Below are 17,289 nucleotides of genomic sequence, written 5' to 3'. Positions count from 1 at the left end.
TGTTAGCTTTGGTGTTATTATTGGATTCTATTTTCACTCTGAGATCGACTCTGGTACTAATTTTAGATTTTTGTAAATTTTTTAGCTTTTTAACAATGGAAGCGTAATTATAATCTTCGTACCTTCATTTCGTTTGCTTGTGATGTTAATACCGTAACTCTCTCCATACAACAATTTGATTCTGTCATCAACATTCCGTATACCGATCCCAGAGAACAATTGGCGTTTGTGCTTCGAGGCTGGCAACTGTTCTTCTTTCAGAAAATTAGGATCAAGGTCCATCCCGTCACCATTATCTACAACTTCGCATACAAGCTGATCTTCCTGAACGGCGATCATGATTAGAATTCTTCCCTCATCTTTAAGATTGAATGCATGAAAGAACGCATTTTCGATAAAAGGCTGCAGAATTAGCTTTGGCATATGATAATCCAAGCTTTCAGGCTCCACAAAATAATTCACGCGGATCTTCTCGCCATACCTTACATGATTGATATATACATAATGCTTCAGCGATTCTAATTCCTGACTAACAGGTATAGTGGATTGAACATCACTGACAGTATTTTGCAGGAGTGAGATTAGCGAATTTATCGTGCCAGCTGCTTTTTCCTTGTTGCCCTGTTGCACCAGAAATTTGATAGAAGCCAGTGTATTGTATAAAAAATGGGGATTGATCTGCATTTGAAGGGCGGCCAGCTCCGCATTACGCTGCTGCTTCTGGGTCTCCATCAACCGATCAACATAATCATGTAGGGAATCAAGCATAAAATTAAAGGCATTGCCTAGCTCCTTAACTTCATAACTACTAGTGGCGACATCCACGTGGTTATCGAATCCCCCCTTAGGAATACTCGACATCTGTTCAACGAGTACACGCAGGGACTTCGTCATTTTCCTTGTAATTAAAAATACAATAATAAGCGAAATGGCTACGATAGCCATGATCGTCAACGACACTGCTTTGGCATTAACCATCTGCCCGGTCACAGCTTTCTTATCGATCAGATTCACCAAATAAACATCAAATTCAGGCAAGTATTCCGAGAATACTACCCGTTCATTCCCCATCACATAGACAGATTCTCCATTGTCTCCTGTGCTCTGTTCATCAACTACTTCTTGAAGCAGCTGTTGATCGTTCAGCCCAATCAGCTCTGTCCTGTTGCTGGATACGATTTGCCCTTTTGCATTCAGCAACACAACATCATTACCTTCACTCGTAAAATTGGCATAGAAGGCCTTGAAATCGCTATCACGAATTGCAATGTACATAGTGCCATAGATACTGCCGGTCGAATGATCAAATAGAGCTTTAGAAGCCACTAACATGATCTCTTTCTTATGCGTTTGACCATCCTCTTTTTGATAAAGCTGGTACAGAATTTGCTGCGGATGAGCCACTGTCGCTTTCGTAATCGGGTGGTTCTTCAATTCTTCAGCAGTAGCAGACCAATACCAAGGGTCAGTTGAGTAACTTCTGCCATTCGCACCTACAATCATAATCCCCACATCAAAAGCACTGAGGTTGGAGCGGACTGCCCGCATGCTTTCTGTCATCTGGTAGGTTTTGATAGCGAGTGTCAATGAATCCGTCTCTCCCCCAGACAAATAGCTGCGGATGGCACCTTTCTGAGCTGTCATTGTAGCACCCGTAGCTACAACGTTGTTGTAGGACTCCAAGTTTGTCTTCATCTGATTTAGTAGTTTGCCATTCGTTATGCTGAAGGTCTTTAAGAATAAATTTTCTGACATACGGATGGTAATAGACAAAGTCAGCAGGGATACAGCAACAATGCTTATGAGGGTCACAAGAAAAAGCTTAAGAAATAGGCCCTGCTTTCTAATCTTGTTAATGATAGTTCCAATCATGGTCGCTCTACGTCCCGTCTTCGGTACTGGCTCGGAGAAATACCAGCCTGTTTCTTAAACACTTTAGTAAAATAACTCTGATCCGAATACCCCACACTAGCGCTGATATCAGAAATTGTTTTTTCCGTCGTCACGAGTAACTCCATGGCTTTCTCCAACCGGACCTTGTTCAAATATTCATTAAATCCTTCACCATTCTGAGCAGTGAAATGGCTCGATAAATAAGAAGCGTTGAAATGAAACTGCCGCGCAACCCCAGTCAACGTGATGGGATCAGCGTAATGAGTCTGAATGTATTCAAGCAATCGGGTCATATTGGGATTGATCGTTAGGTTCGTCTCACCAATCGCACGTTCAGCTTCGCGAATAAAGGCTTCAGCAACAGCGATTGCGTCCCCGGCATACATCGCTTCATCTATTTTTCGAAAGAAGTCGTATTTGGATGCCTCCAAGCCTCCAGTCTCGTACTTCATTTTTCCAAGTGTGGTCGTTACGTTAAATATGAAATTCCCCAATAACGATTTGAATTCGAAAATATCGGTCCGATAATCCATCGAACGGAGATGAACATATTCCAGAAATCCAGTAAATGCCTTCTGGTATTGCTTACGTTTCAGTTGTTCCATTAATTCGCCCATATCATATTCCTGATAGGCTCTTGGAAGGCTGGGCAAATGATCGTTTTCAATTAAGCTTCGATCCGGCAAGTAGAAACTGTATCGTGTAAGCTTTAAATAATTGTCTCGATAAATCTCTCCCAGCTTATTAAAATCCGTAAAGCTTTGGCTGATAACGAAATGTGTTTCTCTCGCCCAATGATCCATTTCCGAGACCAGATATCGGAGCTCTATAACAAGCTCGTCCCACTGTTCCGGGTTTGCATTAAGCAAATAAATAACTGAATCATTGACAAACTTCAACCGAATAAACACTGTATCACCCAAAGGGAGTGTACTAAGCCCTTTTTCTATTTTCTGTGTGAAAGTTAACCTATCCCCAGAATCTTTAATATGTCTCATATCCGCTCCGAAGAAAGCGAATAGTGGGTGTGGAAACTTCGCATGAAGCAAAGCAGGTTCAAGCCCAGACTCATATCCGGTCATAAGCTTCTCGATAACTAGCAAAATTTGCTTTTCACCAGGATCCGTTCCTTGATCGGACATCTCCATCCCTACCAATTTAGCAGTGGTTTTATTTAGGATGGATAACAAATACTCAGCTTCCAGCTTTGGCTTTAGAATGTAGTCCGCTACCCCACTTTGAAATGTGGATCGGACATAATCGTATTCACTGAAACTACTTAAGACGATTACTTCAATATGAGGGTATTTCTCCTTAACAATCTTAACCAGTTTCTCTCCGCCCATTATTGGCATAACAATATCTGTAATGATGATATGGGGACTGACCTCATCCATCATATTTAGTGCTTCAAGACCGTTAGCAGCCTCACCAACAATTCGATACCCTTCATTTTCCCAATCCAAAAGATGTTTGATTCCTTGTCTTACTAGCATCTCGTCATCAACAATCATAATTTTGAATATTGGTTTCATTTCTTCCCCCTTGTAACCGTTTTCTTTCCATTTGTTAGTATACAATACATCCAACAAGGAGCAAGCTTCTAGACAAGTAAAGCCGTAAGCTTACTTAAAAATTGTTCATTCCAAATCATATGCCCCGCCGACAAATATGGTCAACCTCTCATTTTTCATTCCATGAAATATTCTTAAATTTAAGGAAATAACTTCTAGCGGATACAACAAAAAAAGCTGCGATAATTGCAGCTTTTTTGTTAATGAAACAATAATCCAAATAAATTATTTATTGGCTTATAGATAAAAATAATAAGAAACAGCGGACTGGGGATGTTCAATTTTAACAACGAGCAGAAGGTCGCACCTAGACCCAAAATCCAAAAAATAAAATATACGCTAAGATCACGCACTCGGCGCTTTCGCATTAATTTAGGCAAATCAAGTGCCATACAACCTACAGCAATCACCGAGAATAACAGTACTAGCATCTGACTTCACTCCTTGATTTTTTCAAGAAAAGAATTATCTGTGAGACCCACGCGGTTAATAACTGCTGAGGCTTTGTAATGGATGGGCAATGATTTAAGGTAATCGTCACCCTTTTGTTGCTGCAGCTTTGCCCAAGCTTTAGGGCTGGCATGGTAGATCGATTGTCCGAATCCCATAATATCAACATTGAAACGATCATTTACATGCTCCACAGTTTTTTGCATCCGCTCTATAATCCGCTCCTCTGTTTCCTTTTCCAAACGTTTTATAGTACTTTCCGATTCCAAATTTTCTACACTTTGCACTTCTTCAATATTGCAAAGCGTCTTAACACTAAGGTAAATATGCGGCTCCCCATTAATGATTTTCACTTTGCGTTTAGTTGTAGCCTGGATCGCTTCGATTACAATGGGCTTTCCGTCTTCCCCTGCGATCGGGCCAGAATGTGCGGTTACCTTATCGTTGATATAATTGTAACCAATCGTTTCTCCCTCGGTTAGCCAACCGATCAACTTGTCTTTTTTGAATACAGCTACAGTATGGTATTCCAATCTTGCCTTAGGCATTGTTCGCTCTACATTGCTTTTGTCCTCTCCATCTTTGGGATCGCCTATAATTTTCACTCCGGTTAGCACAGGATTCTCGCCTTCAGACAATAAATTCTCAATAAAATCATCCAGTGTAACAGCGACTGTTTTTGCTGAATCTTTATAAGAATTATCCAAGGAACTAAATAATTTGTTCGCTGGTAATTTATCCATAGGTGTAAGGACATTCAAGACATTGCTGGCGGTTGTATCTCTGGCAACCATAACGTAGAAATCCATCCGGGGTTCCCGACTTCTTTTAAATACATCGAGTATCTCACCCACTCCGGTGCGGGCAAGCCCCTCCCCAATCACCAACACCCGGATATGACCGAGATAACTTGACCTAGAGCTATCCAGATTCAGCTTACGCAGCGCATCATAAAACGTAGGTACAGTAAATTTATATACAACCACTGGGACTCCACTGCCTCCCCCTCCTCCATTCGTTTGGGAGGAAATCGCAGATGGAATAACAACCTGCATCGAAACGGTATAACCTTTTTCTGCCTTGTCAATCCCTATCCCCAAGACAAAAGCTATCTCATTCAGCTCATTTCTTTCCCAACAGCCGCTTAGCACTAACGTAAATTGGAGAGCTATCATTAATCGAAGAACGCCTCTAACTAATTTTTTATTCATTTGGTTGGTTCCTTATCACTGGATGTGCTTTGACGAAACAGGTTCTGCGTCTTATTCTCAGCAGGCCTTGTCTTTAAAAACGGCCACGGAAAGCGAAAAATAGAGTCTTTTAAATCTTTGGAATTATACGGTCCGAGCGGACTCATATAAGGCATTCCGAAAGAACGCAGACTCGACAAATGCAATACGATGATGAAAATACCGAAGAGAATTCCATATAATCCGATGAATCCAGCCAAAGCTATAAGCACAAAACGGATCATCCGCGCAGCAATAGACATTCCTGTCTCCGGAATAACAAAACTAGAAATGGCTGTTAGCGATACAATAATGACCATTGCGGATGAAATAAAACCCGCTGCTACCGCGGCTTGTCCAATCACCAGCGTTCCGACAATGGAAATCGCCTGACCAATATTTTTGGGTATCCGCACCCCGGCTTCCCGCAAAATCTCATAAGTCATTTCCATGATCAGCGCCTCAACAAAAGCAGGAAAAGGAACACTCTCCCGCTGGGCAGCTAAACTGATTACAAGATTGGTCGGTATCATCTCCTGGTGATAGGTAGTAATCGCAACATACAATGAAGGGGCAAGCAAAGTAATAAAAAATGAAATAAAACGAACTAATCTCAGCAATGTTCCAATATCGGCCCTTTGGTAATAATCCTCAGCTGACTGGAAAAATGCCACAAAAAATGTGGGCACAAGCAGTACAAAAGGAGTTCCATCAACAAGAATGGCCACTTTTCCTTCCAAAATACCCGCTGCAATCGTATCCGGACGATCACTGTTGTATACGGTAGGAAAAGGTGTAACTGCCGTCTCTTGAATAAACTCTTCAATATATCCACTCTCGAGAATACTGTCCGTATCTATTTTATTCAGACGGCGCTTTACCTCTTGCACCAGTTCCTTATTCGCGATGTTACTTAGATACATAATGGATACGCTGGTTTGAGTCACCCTTCCGATCTGAACGGTTTCCAGCCATAAATGGCTATCTTTGATTTTTCGCCGAACCAGTGCCGTATTCGTCCGTAAATTCTCAGTGAATCCTTCCATTGGACCCCGAACAACCGACTGTGAGCTAGGCTCCCCTACATTACGATCTTCCCAGCCTGGTAAGCCGATCCGCAGAGCGCTGGATAACCCGTCAAGCAGCAGCATTATATTACCGGACAATAAATGATGAATAAATTGGCTGTAATCGTCAATAACGGCTATATCGCCGGCTATTAATATCTGTTTCTTAATCATCTCAAACTTCTGCTCGGGAGAAAGCCCCCTCAGCTGTTCGTAAGGAATGTGTTCCTGCAAGGAATACAAAATTGAATTATGCAGCACCTGAGTATCCACAAGACCATCTATGTAAATCAAAGAAATATGAGTGTTCTCTTCTATCTGCAACTCTTTTATCACTACATCAGAGCTTTCACCCATCAATTGGTACAAATTAGCAATATTAACTTCCAACCGGCTTGATAATGTACCAATCTCCGTATCTTTCATGATGCAGCCTCCACTTCTCCATAGATAGATGAGTATAGTTTGATGTTAATTATGATAATTATTCCTTCGGATTAAAAAATCGGGATGGCATAATTCTGGTAACTACAACCATACTAAAACTAGTCCAATAAATTTGAGGGGGTATATGAGTTTGGAGAAAGATCGAATTAGTACCAATCAAATGATTATACTCGGGCTATTCACATTTATTGGGGATATGGCGCTTGTGTATCCGGCGTTAATGATATCAGGAGCGAAACAAGATGCATGGATTGCTGCTTTGATTAGTATTCCCTTGGGTCTAGTGACCATAAAACTGCTACTCTGCTTAGCAGACCTTGAGCCGAACAAGAATATTATCGAGCTTAGCCTACAAATTTTAGGGAAATGGATCGGATCTGCTGTAGCCTTGTTCTATTTAGTGTTCTTCCTGATTGCCGCCGCCACTTACATAAGAGAAATTGAAGATTTCATGTGTACACAGATTTACGAGAAAACACCCGGTGGGGTTATTCGTTTCATGGCCATTTTCCTGCTGGTATATGGGGTACGACTTGGCCTAGAAACCTTGGGCCGGGCAGCTCAGCTTTTTTTCCCTTTATTTGCAGTTTTTTTAATCGGTCTGCTGCTCCTGCTGACCCCCGATGTCAAAATGGAACGTTTATACCCCATCTTGAACACACCAGTACCGGACATGCTTCATACTTTGATGTATGGTGTTTTTTATCCTTTTGGCGAATTGTGCGTGTTTCTAATGATATATCCTTATGCTCAGAAAAATGGCAAAACAAGCCGGGATATTTTCATAGCCTTGATCATCGGAGCTCTGGGCCTTAACCTCATCTTATTGTTTTCCCTTACCGTTCTAGGTGTTTACGCTTCTGAACATCAATTTTATGCCGCTTATATTCTTGCTCAAAAAATTAATATTGCTAATTCTCTGCAACGTATTGAAGCGCTTATGGCTACAGCATGGATTATCAGCACATACTTCAAAACTGCAGTTTATTACTATGCTTTAACCTTAGGTACAGCCCAATTATTTAAACTCAAAAGCCACCGTCCTCTGATCATCCCCACTGGATTTTTGTTATTCGGGATGTCACAGCTGATTGCCAAAGACATCATTTTCTATGTGAAGGAGATCCCCGCCTACTGGGTAGATTGGGATTTCACCTGTGCATTTGTTCTGCCGCTTATATTGCTAGTTGTGTATAAATTTAAGAAACGCCACGCTTCTAAGGTTTAAACGACACTAGATTGTGAATAAGTGAAATTAAGATTGTAGATACGAATCCCGCTTAATGATCTAATTACGCTCCACTAAAATAATTGGGGAATTTCTCCCTGAAATTCACAAAGTGAATATTCCGCCGCCCAACCTAATGGCATAGAATACTTTGTGTGCGTAGCCCATAGTCTATTGGCTAAAGCAAGAATCCGCTTATAGACTATTTACTAAAAAAGAAGCTGCCTCATAAGTAGTATTCACTACTTTTGAGACAGCCTCTTTGTTCATAAGTTTCTTGTATGAAGTAACTCTATTCCTTCTTATCCAAAGAAAACGACGATGGAGTTACATCACTGACAGGTTCTTTTGCCACTTCAAAAGTGGATCCGCAGGCCGGACAAAAGCGTGCCTCGATCGCCACATTCCCACCGCATGCTTTGCAATGCTTTACATCGGACAACTCAGCTATTTGCTGAAGGTTCGTCTCAATCTCCGCCTTCAATTCGAGAATACGATTGATATTAGTCTCGATTTGCTCACTTGGCAGTGGTCCTGCACCTTGAGTTACGGCTTCAAATAACAGTTTGCCCATGACCTGATACTGCTGGTCAATATCATTTTGCTTACCGTTATTTTGCAGCTTCAACCGGTTAATCTCCACCACTGTTTTTGCTTTATTCCCAGCCTCGCTTACCCCTGCTTTTACTTTGTTAAAAAAACTCATATTCAGCCCCCAATTCCGTAGTAGTCATATATAAGCATATTTCGACACCGCCAGAAGTATTCCTTTCTTTATTGTACCTAACTTCGTCCATGGTTTGTAGCCTATAACCGATTTACTAACCCTTTCCCCGCCTTCCTGCGGGAACGAACCTCGACTCAGGTCTGGTATACAAAACCGCCTCCAGGCCGTTTTTTCGCATGCAAAAAGACATTAGAATGAGTACATAAGCAAACGGGTTGCAGGATTCAATAACAATCACACCCATACGAGAGGAAGAAAACAATAAATGAAAAAATTATATCGTTCCCAAAGTGATCAGAAGATAAGTGGTTTGTGCGGAGGTCTTGCTCGTTGGTCTGGTATTGATGCTACAGTAATCCGGCTTGTTGCTGTTGCCGCAGCATTGTTCAGCTTCGGAACTGTACTTATCTTCTACGTCATCGCTAGTATCATCGTTCCTAAAGAACCTTTTAACAGCTTTTCAGATGGACATGATTTCTATTAATTAATCGTCGTTTAATACAAGCCAGCCCTAATATAGCCATAAAAAAGGAGAGATAGAACATGAGTCTATTAAAAAGAATTTCCACAATTACTAAAGCAGCCCTACACGAAGGTCTAAATAAATTAGAAAACCCGGTATTGCTGACAGGTCAGTATTTACGTGATCTTGAAAATGATATTGCTAAGGCGGAACGCAATGAGCGTGATCTGCAAGTTACAGCAAGTGTGTTGGAACGCCGCAAGCAAGAATATACTCAGTTAGTAGAGCAAAGTGAAGCCGAAGCCGTTCAAGCAGTTGAGCAAGGAAATGAAGAAAGAGCTCGCCTGGCACTCATAGCCAAGTTACGGTACGTGGAACAGCTGGAAGAGTCCATAAATAGTCAAGTACAAACTAAGCAATCCCTGGCAGAGCTTGAGATCAATATCGCTAGAGCTAAAGAAGAGCGTGAACATCTCAAAGCGAAAAGAACTGAGCTTATCGCTCGCGCTCAACAAGCCACAGAAACACTCCACTCAGCTCCACGTAGTTCTACGAAAGGTCTAAATGTAGGATCAGCTTCGCAAGGCTTCGAACGTATGGAAGAGAAGATTTTCGAGTGGGAAGCATTGGCGGAAAACTCCAAAAATAAATTCAATACAGGTACAGGAATAAGTCCTTCCATCGATCCTAACCTGCGTAGCGCTGTTGACATCGAAATCGAGCGAATCCGCAACCGTAAAACTAACACTGAAGTAAACACTGAGAAAAAATAAATAGGACAATAAACCCCTTATTACTCAGCTATTGTGCTGAATAAGGGGTTTGTTTTTTACTTCTTTTCATCCCGCGAATCCATTTTTTCGTTTCCGGATCCACGCGATAAGACTCCGTGATTTTCTGCAAAGCCTTGTTGTAAGTGAAATCATCTAAGCTGTTGTTTCTCAAATAACTCATCGTAGGCTCTGGCAATTTCACATAACAAATCGAAAGCGCCCAAGAAACCGCCATTTTTACATAATAGCCTTCATGACTGACCTTATCGAGCAATGGTAAAATCCGGCTGATATACGTTTCTTCAATAAAGAAATTAAGCAGCATTACCACAGCAAATCGGATCTCATATTCTTTATCTGATGATAAGTACGGCATTATAAACTCCCATACCCGTTCTTTATTCTTTACGGTAAACTTCAGGCTTGTGCAAAAGCTATCGCATACCGACCAGTTATCGATTCTGGGAATAAAGTCAGCGATATAACGTAGGATTTCTTCAAGATCTGTCTTCACGTAGCCAAGCACCATACCTTGCAGCATCACTTCTTCAAAATAATCTGTCTCGGCATGCTCCAAATAGGCTCTCCAATCACCCTTTGCAATGATTTTGGCAAGCTTGCGCAGTTCCGGTAGCCTGACGCCTATAACATTATCTATCGTCGGAATTAAGGCCGCAGAAAACTTTTGGTAGTCCACATCTGCCAAATTCAATAGCTGTTCTCTTATTGTTTTTTCCATAGTAGTACTCCTTACCCGTCCATTATTCAAATGAAATTTCCCATAAATATATAGAAGCCACAGAACCCAAAGGAGAATAGTTTAGCCGGTATTGTTCAAATTGATCTTTGGTAAGCTTATCAAGTCCATACAGCTTCATCATCCCCCGACGAATCGCAATATCTCCCCAGCTGACCACATCCCGTCGTTCCATAGAATGGATTAACATCATTTCTGCCGTCCACTTGCCAATGCCCTTTAACGTCATAAGTTTTTGTATAACCTCTTGATCTGATAACCCAGGCAATTCCTCCAGCTTAAAATCACCCTGAGCGACCAAATTGGAAATCTCATGGATACATAGTGCCTTTTTCATCGTCATCCCACAGCTTTGAATCTCATCCGCCGTATGTAAGGCTAACTGCTGCGGAGTGATGTCTCCGAACTGAGCCAACATTCTGTTCCAAATGGTCCGAACCGCTTTTACTGAAATAAGCTGTCCTACTATAGCATAGATAAGCGCAGCAAAAAGATCCGGTATAATTACACGTTCCACTCTGCCCATCCGTGCCATAGCTGCGCCAAGTACTGGATCCACACTTCGGAGATAATCTATTTCTTCTTGCCCATAATCAAAAAACTTAGTAACTACGCTGCTCAAAGTGTTTCCTCCCGTATCTGATAGTGATGACCCTAATCCTAATATACAATACCTATTTGGCAGTGTACGGATTGTTGAATAGAATAGCAAGATAGCGAAACTAAAAAAGCCATAATACCTCCTAAGATAGGTGGTTATGGCCTATAGTAACGCACAGGCTTATTCATTTTCAGTAATGTATTTTTATGTTCGCAGGATTCTTTTTTCTTTCGCTGCGCTTAGCCACAAGGGGAATTCATTCAGCAGCTGATCATATAGATCTTCATCAGTCACCTTTTCAATGTTGTCCAGATGAATAAAATTGGCGTTATCCACCAAACGGCCCTTCATCGTATCAAGTTGCTTCAATACTTCAAAATCCGAGTTACCGATTCCGACAAACTGCCAGAAAATCGGTTGGACCGAAGCTGCCATAATCACATTTTTAGTGGATTTCACTACACCACCATCGTTAATAAATATGATAAATACTGGTGTAGAATCGGGTTCTTCCTCCGTATATTTTTTAATGATATCCTCCATTACTGGCGGTTCATTATTGCGGCCAAACTTATGAATGGTACGATTATTTAAAATATGTGTAAACACATATCTTCCTAATTCCTGCTCTGTCACAGGTGGCAGCCGGCTAAACTCCGTATCGTACACCCACACATCTAATGATTGGTTATCATCAAATTTGCAGGCAACGGCTAATATACGCTCAACTACTTCTTGAACGGTTCCATTATTATAGAGATTTCTCATAGATCCTGTAATATCCAGGACAACGCCTACCCTTGCAATGACTCCTGTCAGATTCTTTTTTTCTAAGGTAATCTGAACAATTTTTTTACGTAAATCAATAGAGGACAGTACATTCTTCTCTTCATAACGGATCGTCTCTAAAGGTAGGGTTAACTCAGCTGTGGCCGCTACCTCAGGGTTCCCTTCCTCTTCTTCAATAACGAGCCCATAGTTTGTACATAACGCAGCCAATCCTCCCTCAAAGCCACTACCAATAGCACTGAATTTCCACTCTGGGCCATAGCGATATAGCTCTCCAACCACAATAGCTGTCTCCGTCGACAGGTCAGAGCCATACTCGAAAACGAATAATTCCTCACCGCTAGCAGCATCCACTAAGCGTAGATAAGGAGAGGTTACTTGCTTCATAGAGTGTCCTAATTTTTCTCCTTCATAGATCGTTAAAGTTAAAGCTATTCTAGTAATATCCTTAGGAAGTTGAGAAAATGTAATGGCGATAGCTTCTTTATCCCCTTGTTGTAAGACAGAATGAGTTACAGCTTCGTCTATAGACAACGGATTACCATAAAAGATAAAGTTCTCATCGCGTTCGCAACGGTTCTGTTCTGACAGTAAAAAAGCAGCAGAGTCTATGCCAATTCTAGTATCAGCAGTCATCCACCCAAATTTCAGCAAAAGCTTGTTCACGTTTCTCCCTTTCGTAATATCCACCTTTTGCCCCTTTATAAGCCGCACTCTATCATCTCCTTATTTTTACTGAACAGCTCATTGTGATTCACTAGATTGTATTTATCATTTTACTACTTTAATATGAAACGTATATATGATAGATAAGGAGCTTTACGAATGGACTTTATAGCAATTGACTTTGAGACCGCGAACTCCAGTCGATCCAGCGCATGTGCCTTGGGACTTGTGGAAGTTAAAGCTGGAAATATAACCGCAGAGCATTCTTGGCTAATTGACCCGCAGCAGCGGTTTGATGGCATGAACATTTCGATACACGGCATCACGCCATCAATGGTAATCGGGCAACCTACTTTTCAAGAACTGTGGCCCACCGTTGAACCGTTACTACACGGACAAATCGTCGTGGCGCATAATGCTGCTTTTGATATGAGTGTCCTGCGTTATTGTCTCGATGGAATGTCCCTGAGCTACCCAAGCTTTCAATACTTATGTACCTATTTATTAGGCAAAAAAATGCTGCCCGACCTGCCCTCCCATAAACTTAATGTAGTCTCCGAGTTTTTCGGCATTACGCTAAAACACCATGATGCCTTGGATGACGCACGCGCAGCCGCTGCAATTCTAGTAAAACTTATGGAGCAGGAGGAGCACTATGATCCTCTATTGCTCTCTGCCAGTCAAGGATATACTAGCGGAACGATGTTTGCCGGCGGGTATACCCCATTTTCCACTCGCGCGAAAAAGCCTGCTAAGAAACAAGGCACTAAACATAAACCCTCCATTTATAGCAGCCGCGCCACTTTGTCCAAATAACCAAAGAACATCAAAAACCCCCAACCAGCTGCTTTCTGCTGATTGGGGGTTTTTTTTACAGGGTATCTCTTAAATCTTCAAACGATACACAGCCTTATTCTCTAGACCTCTGATGAACGGTGTCCATTCCTCGGTCTCCGGTGTGGTATCCAAAGCATCCTCCACCATTTGCAGCTTCGCATCCATCGCATCGATATGATGCAGAGCGACTGCCTCAGCTGTCTGTGGCTGAACAGGACTACCCCATTCGCCCAAATTATGATGTGACAATACGAGATGCTGTAACGCCATAACCTTTTCCGAATTCAAATCAATATCTAAACGGATAGCCGCTTCCGTGATCCAGTTAGACGCCATCGAGATATGGCCAATCAACTTGCCCTGAACGCTGTATTCCGAGACAATCCCAAGCTGGGAGACCATCTCCTCCGGCTTCGCGATATCATGCAGAATGATTCCTGCCTTCATTAGATCTGGATTCAAGAACGGACGCTGCTTGCACAGAAAATCACCAATCTCCAGCATACGCACCATATGATAAGCAAGTCCGGCAAAATAAGCATGATGATGTGTTTTGGCTGCCGGATAATGCATCAATTTCTCTTCCACTTTACCCACACAAAAAGAGACAATCGAAGCAATTTCCGGATCTGAAATACTTGCCATAACCCCTTTAATCGTATGAATAAGGTCTACTGGACGAATTGGGGCAGAACGGATGAAATCCGTAAGTGCAACACCATCCTCATCGTTAACCAACCTGATTTTAGTAATTTTTATTTGTAATTTCTCACGATAAGTATGAGCAATCCCGCGTACCTTCACAAGCGCCATAGGAAAAAAAGTTTCTTTATCGGTTGTGCTGGCATCCCAATATTTCGCAGATAATTGTCCAGTGGAATCCCCCAGAACGATGTCAAAATAATCTTTTGGAGGAGTGCCGTTCGTTTGTTTAATTGCCAGCTCTCTTAAAAGATAAAAGCCAACAAATTCATCTTGTGGAGCGAGCTGTTTAATTTGTGTCATGTTGGAGCCTCCTATTAATAACAGGCTTTTGGCCTGCTCTCTATATTAAACTTTAGACACTCACCTCCAAAATCCCTTTAAATCACTATACGATCTATTTTCATATTTATGTACAAGCCAAGAATATTTGAAAAAGGAGGCTACTCCCCGGCCATATTCTGGCACTGGAATATCCTCCTTTTATTATAAAACGATAATTATTTACCAGCCGATTCAAGCGCTGATTTAATAGCTTCTACCGCTTTAGCGGATATTTCTTTCTCTGCATCATTTTTTCCGAAGGCTGCTGGACGGTAACCATATTTGTGCAGGCTGTATCCGGTCGATGTCGACTCGATTTCACCTTTCACTGCCAGCTCCGCGTCCGTTAACTGATTGATTGTTCTTACACTTCCGTTTTTATCCAAATAATAAACAAGCATTTTGACAGGAACACCGTACTCTACATTCACCATAACATTTACAAGCTTATCGGCACTTACACCAATGAAGATTCCATCGAAATAAGCCGCTTTATTAGCTTCTACAACCTCAGCTTTTCCGTATGCTCTATCCACCGCAGTCTTCAAAGCCACGCTGCTGCTGGTTGCACTAGACACAGCATCTACTTCCTGCACACCTTCTCTAGTCCCTGCTGCGAGGAAGCTAGCCGTCAACTGAGGAATTGCTTTTACCACCTCAGGGTAAGCAGCGTTCCCTCTATCTACAAGGTTCATTCCTACACGGTACAAGGCTACATTTACGATTTTGCCGTTACGCAGGGTAACGTCTGCTCTGTTCGTTCCTTTATCATAAGCATCACCAAATGCAGTAAAGGTTCCGTCTTTATAGGTTCCTTGGACTTTGGATGCATTGGTCAAAGCATCTGTCAGTGCTGCTTTAGCTGCTGCCGACAATGCTTCTTGGCCTGTAATATCGGCCATTTGTACACCTTTTTCTAACAGCCCGGATGTGAGTGTAGCTACCCATCCTTTTTGTTCTGCACTCATTTTATCGTCAGCAATCAGCTTGCCGTCAGCTCCAAACAGACTTACTTTAATGCCTGTTACCGCATCTGCATCAACATCAACTAGCAGCAGCACTTTAGATTGGTTATCTACTCCGGCAAATTTGCCGTCAAAATATTGACCTTCAGCAGGAACCTTCAGCGCTTTCTCAAATGCTCTTTCTACAGCTTGGTTCCAGCTGTGACTACTTTCCGTAGCTCCGGAAATTCCGTCAACCTTTTCATCATAGTTAGCGATATATGAACCATTCGCTAGCAGCTTAGCTGTCATAGGAGCATTTGCTTTTACTACTTCCGCATAAGCTGTTGCCCCTCTGTCAATCAGGTTGTTGCCAAGTCTAAACAGCTTCACATCAACCAACTTACCGTTGCGAATCACGATGTCAGCTCTTTCAACGCCAACACTTCTTGCCGTACCATAAGAGGAATAGAATCCGTCTACATAAGCAGATGTATTGTTGATTATTGCATTCTGCTCAGCATCCCAGAAAGCGTTAATCGCTGCTTTAAAGTCGGCTTCAAGACCTGCAACAGGCTGTGCCTCTGTTCCTTTGGCCAGCAAGGCTGGAGCTATAGCTGCAACCGCTGCCGCTTGCTCAGCTGTGTAAGCTTTCTCCTCAATGAAATCACCAGCGCTGTTCATAGGATACACTTTAACATCTGTAAGCTTGTTGGATTCGTAGGTCGCGAATACAGAATATTTACCTGTAGGATCTACGCCCATATGAACTCCATCAAAGTAAACGGCATTTGTATCTTTCACTGTCAGAGCTCTTTCAAACGCTCTATCTACAGACAATTTCCAGCCATTACTGGAGCGGGTAGCTCCCGAAACAGCATCAACTGCCGCTGCTCCATCTCTTGTTTTGCCAAGCAATCTATCCTTCATCAATCCATAAGCTTGCCATAAAGCACTATAATTGTTACGAGCATCTCTATCAATCAGCTTAGGACTGGTTCGCAAAAGCTCAATGCTAGTAATTTTGCCATCTTTAATTTCGATCTTGGCACCTTCCGTGCCTTTGGAGTATGCATCGCCATAAGCTACGTAAACTCCATCTTGGTATACGTTTTCATTAACTGTAACAGGCTTTGCTGTAGCCACAGGCTTAACAGTTTCCGCCGGTACTACTGTCGCTGCTGGTGCAGCGGTTGCTTTTGGGGTTGCTACTGGTGCTGCTGTAGCTTTTGGGGTTGCTGCTGGTTTGGCTGTTGCCTTTGGTGTTGCTGTTGGTTTTGCCGTTGGCTTTGGCGTTGCTGTTGGTTTTGCCGTTGGCTTTGGTGTTGCTACCGGTTTTGCCGTTGCTTTTGGTGTTGCTGCTGGTTTTGCCGTGGGTTTTGCTGTTGGTTTTGCTGCCGGTGCATCCGCTTCTTCGGAGGCTGCCGATACTGCATCCACCTTCAAGTTTACAGCAGGCACATTAAGTGTGTAAGCAAACGGCGCTAACAATATAGCCGCGCTAACCGTTAAAGAAATTAGTTTTTTCAATGAAAATTCTCCTTTACCAAACCCCAGTGATATGTAGCTTTTTGTTAACCAAACCTTTTTCGTACGATGCCCCTTCTCTTCTTATGAAGCATAACTTCTCTCTTCATAAGAACTCATCCCCCCTCTCATGCCTTTACACGCTCGATTTTCAATAAAAAATAGCTTGAATCTATTTCATTTCTTCCTTTTAACACAAAGCTGTATAAAAGGTGAAATAATTCACATAAGTTACTATAAAAACACTTACACCCGTTTTCCATCAATTTCTGGTTTGATACTACCAGACCT

At 42.1% G+C, this 17,289-nt stretch carries 15 protein-coding genes and 1 pseudogene; 4 read left to right on the top strand and 12 right to left on the bottom strand.

Going from position 1 to position 17,289, the window contains the following annotated elements:
• Positions 1-81: 81 nt before the first annotated feature.
• The 5 genes from MHI25_RS07125 to MHI25_RS07105 form a co-directional block, all read right to left on the bottom strand.
• Positions 82-1,872 (bottom strand): sensor histidine kinase, encoded by a 1,791-nt coding sequence (locus MHI25_RS07125; protein WP_076125406.1) that lies wholly within the window; start codon positions 1,870-1,872, stop codon positions 82-84.
• Positions 1,869-3,428, bottom strand: coding sequence for a response regulator (locus tag MHI25_RS07120; RefSeq protein WP_076308073.1), 1,560 nt, complete (start codon positions 3,426-3,428; stop codon positions 1,869-1,871). The genes MHI25_RS07125 and MHI25_RS07120 overlap by 4 nt, the downstream gene beginning before the upstream one ends.
• 239 nt (positions 3,429-3,667) lie before the next feature.
• A complete protein-coding gene (locus tag MHI25_RS07115) occupies positions 3,668-3,898 on the bottom strand; it encodes a hypothetical protein (protein ID WP_076125408.1) in 231 nt (76 codons plus the stop codon).
• A gap of 6 nt (positions 3,899-3,904) precedes the next feature.
• A complete protein-coding gene (locus MHI25_RS07110; protein WP_340395169.1) occupies positions 3,905-5,128 on the bottom strand; it encodes a Ger(x)C family spore germination protein in 1,224 nt (407 codons plus the stop codon).
• Positions 5,125-6,639 (bottom strand): spore germination protein, encoded by a 1,515-nt coding sequence (locus MHI25_RS07105; RefSeq protein ID WP_076125412.1) that lies wholly within the window; start codon positions 6,637-6,639, stop codon positions 5,125-5,127. Before MHI25_RS07105 ends, MHI25_RS07110 begins: the two co-directional genes overlap by 4 nt.
• Positions 6,640-6,784: 145 nt before the next feature.
• Between MHI25_RS07105 and MHI25_RS07100 the strand changes: the two genes are divergently transcribed.
• Positions 6,785-7,888 carry an endospore germination permease gene (locus MHI25_RS07100; protein ID WP_076125414.1) on the top strand — a complete coding sequence of 368 codons (1,104 nt, stop codon included), beginning with the start codon at positions 6,785-6,787 and terminating at the stop codon, positions 7,886-7,888.
• 292 nt (positions 7,889-8,180) lie between these two features.
• Here the strand turns inward: MHI25_RS07100 and MHI25_RS07095 are convergent, their stop codons facing one another.
• Positions 8,181-8,594 carry a zinc ribbon domain-containing protein gene (locus MHI25_RS07095; RefSeq protein WP_076125416.1) on the bottom strand — a complete coding sequence of 138 codons (414 nt, stop codon included), beginning with the start codon at positions 8,592-8,594 and terminating at the stop codon, positions 8,181-8,183.
• Positions 8,595-8,880: 286 nt separating this feature from the next.
• On the opposite strand from MHI25_RS07095, the gene MHI25_RS07090 reads away from it, so the two are divergent.
• Together MHI25_RS07090 and MHI25_RS07085 are read left to right on the top strand one after the other, a co-directional pair.
• Complete coding sequence (locus MHI25_RS07090; protein WP_038569266.1) at positions 8,881-9,099, top strand: PspC domain-containing protein; 219 nt, start codon at positions 8,881-8,883, stop codon at positions 9,097-9,099.
• Positions 9,100-9,158: 59 nt separating this feature from the next.
• A complete protein-coding gene (locus MHI25_RS07085; protein WP_076136267.1) occupies positions 9,159-9,851 on the top strand; it encodes a PspA/IM30 family protein in 693 nt (230 codons plus the stop codon).
• 28 nt (positions 9,852-9,879) lie between these two features.
• On the opposite strand, the gene MHI25_RS07080 is transcribed toward MHI25_RS07085, so the two are convergent.
• From MHI25_RS07080 to MHI25_RS07065, 4 genes and pseudogenes are all read right to left on the bottom strand, one after another.
• Positions 9,880-10,590 (bottom strand): DNA alkylation repair protein, encoded by a 711-nt coding sequence (locus tag MHI25_RS07080; protein ID WP_076192961.1) that lies wholly within the window; start codon positions 10,588-10,590, stop codon positions 9,880-9,882.
• Between the two features lie 22 nt (positions 10,591-10,612).
• Complete coding sequence (locus MHI25_RS07075; RefSeq protein ID WP_076276655.1) at positions 10,613-11,230, bottom strand: DNA-3-methyladenine glycosylase; 618 nt, start codon at positions 11,228-11,230, stop codon at positions 10,613-10,615.
• Between the two features lie 183 nt (positions 11,231-11,413).
• Positions 11,414-12,085, bottom strand: a complete 672-nt coding sequence (locus MHI25_RS07070) for a VWA domain-containing protein (protein WP_248547966.1) — start codon at positions 12,083-12,085, stop codon at positions 11,414-11,416.
• A 111-nt stretch (positions 12,086-12,196) separates the two neighbouring features.
• Positions 12,197-12,712 (bottom strand): annotated as a pseudogene (locus tag MHI25_RS07065) (TerD family protein); the annotation flags it as partial.
• Positions 12,713-12,823: 111 nt separating this feature from the next.
• On the opposite strand from MHI25_RS07065, the gene MHI25_RS07060 reads away from it, so the two are divergent.
• The gene (locus MHI25_RS07060; RefSeq protein ID WP_076125424.1) at positions 12,824-13,480 is read left to right on the top strand and encodes a 3'-5' exonuclease; all 657 of its coding nucleotides are present in this window, start codon (positions 12,824-12,826) and stop codon (positions 13,478-13,480) included.
• 69 nt (positions 13,481-13,549) lie between these two features.
• Here MHI25_RS07060 and MHI25_RS07055 read toward each other — a convergent pair whose 3' ends face one another.
• Both MHI25_RS07055 and MHI25_RS07050 read right to left on the bottom strand, forming a co-directional pair.
• Positions 13,550-14,506: an HD domain-containing protein gene (locus MHI25_RS07055; protein ID WP_036680004.1), complete on the bottom strand. Its 957-nt coding sequence runs from the start codon at positions 14,504-14,506 to the stop codon at positions 13,550-13,552.
• A gap of 197 nt (positions 14,507-14,703) precedes the next feature.
• Positions 14,704-17,001, bottom strand: a complete 2,298-nt coding sequence (locus tag MHI25_RS07050; protein ID WP_340395168.1) for an FMN-binding protein — start codon at positions 16,999-17,001, stop codon at positions 14,704-14,706.
• Between the last annotated feature and the right edge of the window lie 288 nt (positions 17,002-17,289).

The sequence above is a fragment of the Paenibacillus sp. FSL E2-0177 genome, assembly GCF_037992975.1.
Classification (GTDB): domain Bacteria; phylum Bacillota; class Bacilli; order Paenibacillales; family Paenibacillaceae; genus Paenibacillus_AQ; species Paenibacillus_AQ odorifer.
Note: the sequence above shows the minus strand (reverse complement) of the source record. Positions and strands in the feature narration are given on the sequence as shown.